Annotated in this window: 5 protein-coding genes and 1 pseudogene; 4 read left to right on the top strand and 2 right to left on the bottom strand. The window is 57.1% G+C overall.

The genetic code is table 11. The features are described 5' to 3' along the window. Positions 1-207: 207 nt before the first annotated feature. The gene (locus AAC035_RS19295) at positions 208-834 is read left to right on the top strand and encodes a DUF938 domain-containing protein (RefSeq protein ID WP_339806736.1); all 627 of its coding nucleotides are present in this window, start codon (positions 208-210) and stop codon (positions 832-834) included. Between the two features lie 60 nt (positions 835-894). On the opposite strand, the pseudogene AAC035_RS19290 reads toward AAC035_RS19295, so the two are convergent. Continuing rightward, a pseudogene (locus AAC035_RS19290) lies at positions 895-1,377 on the bottom strand (ribbon-helix-helix domain-containing protein). Continuing rightward, the gene (locus AAC035_RS19285; protein ID WP_339806735.1) at positions 1,346-1,915 is read right to left on the bottom strand and encodes a DJ-1/PfpI family protein; all 570 of its coding nucleotides are present in this window, start codon (positions 1,913-1,915) and stop codon (positions 1,346-1,348) included. Before AAC035_RS19285 ends, AAC035_RS19290 begins: the two are co-directional and overlap by 32 nt. A 254-nt stretch (positions 1,916-2,169) precedes the next feature. Here AAC035_RS19285 and AAC035_RS19280 point away from each other — a divergent pair, with 254 nt between their 5' ends. The 3 genes from AAC035_RS19280 to AAC035_RS19270 all read left to right on the top strand — a co-directional run. Next, positions 2,170-2,769: a type IV toxin-antitoxin system AbiEi family antitoxin domain-containing protein gene (locus AAC035_RS19280; protein WP_339806734.1), complete on the top strand. Its 600-nt coding sequence runs from the start codon at positions 2,170-2,172 to the stop codon at positions 2,767-2,769. Next, a complete protein-coding gene (locus tag AAC035_RS19275; protein WP_339806733.1) occupies positions 2,766-3,683 on the top strand; it encodes a nucleotidyl transferase AbiEii/AbiGii toxin family protein in 918 nt (305 codons plus the stop codon). The genes AAC035_RS19280 and AAC035_RS19275 overlap by 4 nt, the downstream gene beginning before the upstream one ends. Before the next feature lie 168 nt (positions 3,684-3,851). Further along, on the top strand, positions 3,852-4,078 hold a 227-nt coding region (locus AAC035_RS19270), incomplete at its 3' end, for a hypothetical protein (RefSeq protein ID WP_339806732.1).

The following is a 4,078-nucleotide window of genomic DNA, read 5'->3' as shown; positions in this document are numbered from 1 at the left end:
GCTCGCCGCTACGGGAGTTTTCAACTTCCTTGCCTTGTTCATCACGGACGCTGTAGTGAAACAAGACCACTTGATTCTTTTCGATGGGCATAGGGTTCTCTGTGACGGTTAAAAGTAGACCATTATAGCCAAGGCGCCCAATTATGCCGACCTCATGGGCAGAACACCGTTTTATGATACTGTTCAGAGAAAAGGAGAGACGGACTGATGGTCACCCCCCTGCCCTTTTCCCAGGCTTGTGAAAACAACAAAGCCCCGCTACTGGAAAGACTGCGCCAGATCTTCAACGCACCGGGCATCGTACTGGAGATAGGCACCGGCACCGGACAGCACGCCGTGCATTTCGCGGCAGCCATGCCCCACCTGCAGTGGCAACCAACGGACCACCCCGGGGCCGCACACCTGGCGGCTGCCCGGCTGGAACAGGCCGCATTGCCCGGCATTCTTCCCATGCTTGAACTGGACGTGGGAAATACCCCGTGGCCTGCACAAGAATTCAGATGGGCATTCTCGGCCAACACCGCCCACATCATGGCCTGGTCAGAAGTGGAACAGATGTTCCAGGGCATCGGAGCAGGCCTGCCAGAAGACGGCGCGTTTTGCCTTTACGGGCCGTTCAAGCATCAGGGCCAATTCACCAGCGAGAGCAACCAGGCGTTTGACCAGTCGCTCAAATCCAAACTGCCCCATATGGGTATCCGCGATCTCGAAGACTTATCGGCGCTGGCCGAGGCTGTGGGTCTGGTGCTGCGAGAATATTATGCAATGCCGGCCAACAACGAGATGTTGGTGTTTGTTCGAGGGCGTTCGGACAGCACGAGAACGACGGTCTGATGATCGAGGGCGGTATCCGCGAATAAGGAAACCGGGGCTGCCTCGCCAACCGTCTCGCCGTCAGTGCCTTGCTTTGCTAACCATATCGGGAGTTGCCGACTCACCGGGCTTGCCGGCGAGAATACGGTCTGCATCCAGTGAAGCAATCGGTACCCGGGTATCCCTCGGAACGTCGCCGCTCAGTTGCAGCTCAAGATAGCGCAGCGCACAGACCCGAAGGAAGGATGTGAAATTGCCGAGATCATGGCCGGCATCAATGGACTCGTGGTAAAGACGGGTGATCATCTGCGGCAAATTCATACCGTCCCGCGCCGCCAGCTCTTACAGTACCTGCCAAAAGGCATTTTCCATCCGCACACTGGTGACCATGCCATCAATACGCAGGGAGTGGGTCCGGCTGACCCAAAGCTCAGAATCGGCGTTGATAAAAAGCTTGCATATGACGGCCTCCCCGAGAGTGATTGAGGGCGCTTGAGGATACGGAGGAGCCAGCGGACCGGCCCCTGCTGCGTTACTTGTCCAGCAACTTGAAGAACTGCGCAAGCCAGGCCGGATGGGCTGGCCACGCAGGCGCTGTTACCAGATTAGCATCGGTGACCGCCTGATCAACCTCGATACCGGCAAACGTGCCGCCGGCCAGTTCCACTTCCGGCTGGCAGGCCGGATACGCCGAGCATTTACGGCCCTCCAGAACCCCCGCTGCGGCCAACAACTGGGCGCCGTGGCAGATGGCCGCCACCGGCTTGTTGGTTTCGAAGAAATGGCGAACCAGGTTCAGCACATCCTTGTTGAGCCGCAGGTACTCGGGAGCGCGGCCGCCGGGCACCACCAGCGCGTCGTACTTTGCCGGGTCGAGTCCGTCAAAATCCGCAGTCAGGGCAAACCGGTGGCCGGGCTTTTCGGTGTAGGTCTGGTCGCCCTCAAAATCATGGATCGCAGTGGCTACCGTGTCGCCCGCCTTTTTGTCCGGGCAGACGGCGTGAACCGTGTGACCAACGGCCTGCAGTGCCTGGAACGGCACCATGGTTTCGTAGTCCTCGGTGAAATCACCGGTAATCATAAGAATCTTCTTCCCGCTCATGGCTGTCTCCTTGTGCTTGTTTTGGCAGGTCAGGAAACAGTAGCAGCGGCGATGGTGGGGTGGGTATTAAGGGGTTACTACAGATCTTAAAGGGCCGGTGATTCGGAAATAAATCTTTGGCTGCAGTGGGCCGAACGGTCAGGTTTTTTGCTTTCATTCCACTTTCTACTGGCAAGCGGCCATCGGAGATACACATCGTTGCATTTTGTTGGTATTTATTGACAACTACCTGCAAATCACAACATGATAACGGCATGAAAAGTTCGCATCAAAGCATTCTGGAACTCGCTGCTCAGCGGGGCCTCATTCGCCCCCGCGACCTCCATGAGCTTGGGCTGCCCACGGTTACCCTGACCCGGCTGGTTCGGCAGGGCCTGCTCACCCGTGTAGGTCGCGGACTGTACGCTCATCCGGATCGCAGCATATCGGAGCATGGCACGCTGGCCGAGGTAGCACGCAGACACCCACAAGCCATCGTCTGCCTGCTGTCAGCGCTGCGCGTGCACGATCTCACCACCCAATCACCCTTCGAGGTCTGGCTGGCCATTCCCAACAAAGCCCGTGCGCCGAAGATGGATTATCCCCTGCTGCGCATCGTGCGGTTCTCGGGCCCCGCACTGACCGATGGAATCGAAGATCATCAGATCGACGGCGTTAATGTTCGAGTAACCAACGTCGCGCGCACCGTGGCTGACTGTTTCAAGTTTCGCAACAAGATCGGCCTCGACGTAGCGATCGAAGCACTGCAGGAAGCCTGGCGCAGCAAGCGCGTGAGCATGGACGAACTCTGGCGCTATGCCACCCTGTGCCGGGTGGCCAATGTAATGCGCCCCTACATGGAAAGCCTGTCATGAACGAACGAAACATCTCAGCGTCGGTGCGTGCGCGCCTGCTCAACCGCGCTCGGGAGACCAAACAGGATTTCAATCTGGTCCTGACGCGCTATGCGATAGAGCGACTGCTGTACCGGGTCAGTATCTCACCACATGCAGATCAGTTTCTGCTGAAAGGCGCACTGCTTTTTGACCTGTGGTTCGACATCCCGCATCGCCCAACCAGAGACGCTGACTTCCTGGGATTCGGCTCAGCGGAATTGCCGCACATCGAGGCTGTTTTTAAGAATATCTGCACGATCGAGGCCCAGGATGGCGTAATCTTTCACCCCGACACCGTGCATGCTGCCGAGATTCGTAAAGAGACAAACTATTCTGGTGTGCGCGTCACATTGCTCGGTGCGATTGACGGCGCACGCTGTCATATCCAGGTCGATGTCGGCTTTGGCGATGCGGTGACGCCAGGGCCGGAGAATGTCGAGTACCCCGTAATGTTGAGAGAGTTCGCGGCACCGAAGCTGCGCGTCTACCCACGCTATACCGTTGTTTCCGAGAAGTTCGAGGCGCTGGCAACTCTTGGCATTGCCAACAGTCGCATGAAGGATTACTTCGATCTGTGGATACTGATGCGGCATACCGACTTTGACGGCGACACCCTCCGCCAAGCGGTGCAGGCCACCTTTGATCGCCGCAAAACAGCCCTCACGGGAGAGCTTCCATTCGGAGTGACGGATGCTTTTGCGCAAGATGCGCAAAAGCAGAGGCAGTGGCAGGCCTTCCTACGAAAAAACCGACTGGAAGCGCTCACGCTGAACGACGTCACGGCTGCGCTGTCTGATTTCATTGCGCCAGTCTTTGAAGCGGCCAGCGCCAAAACAGCGTTTCCTGCCTGGTGGCCAGCGGGCGGACCGTGGTCACCCACAGGTGCTGACTGAATTTCAGCGCGTACTTCGATAATACCGATAGTGAAGCTCAGGGTTCTACAGACCATCCCATGGTTGAGGTTCACATCTGCACGAACTAGCTGCAATCAAGGTACAAATCTTGAGAAGTCTGACAAAATGCCCTAGCATCCACTGAACCAAACCAAGGATGAAAACCTCGTGCAACGGATGACTGCACAAGCACTGCCCATTGCTGCCCTTCTCCTCGTTACCGGCTGGTCCTGTTCCGCCCTGTCTTCAGACTTCGCGTTACAGCATGGCTCTTTCCACGAGGGCGATTACTTAAGTGCCTCCCAGAAAATTCGATGTGATTTGGGCGACTTTTTGGCGGCAGCAAGCTTCATCAACGAGTCGTATGATCAGGGCGAGTCTGAAACCGTCAACTT

Origin of the sequence: uncultured Marinobacter sp. (genome assembly GCF_963974375.1) — a bacterium.
Classification (GTDB): domain Bacteria; phylum Pseudomonadota; class Gammaproteobacteria; order Pseudomonadales; family Oleiphilaceae; genus Marinobacter.
The sequence above is the reverse complement of the archived record's forward strand: the minus strand, read 5'-3'. Positions and strand labels throughout refer to the sequence as shown.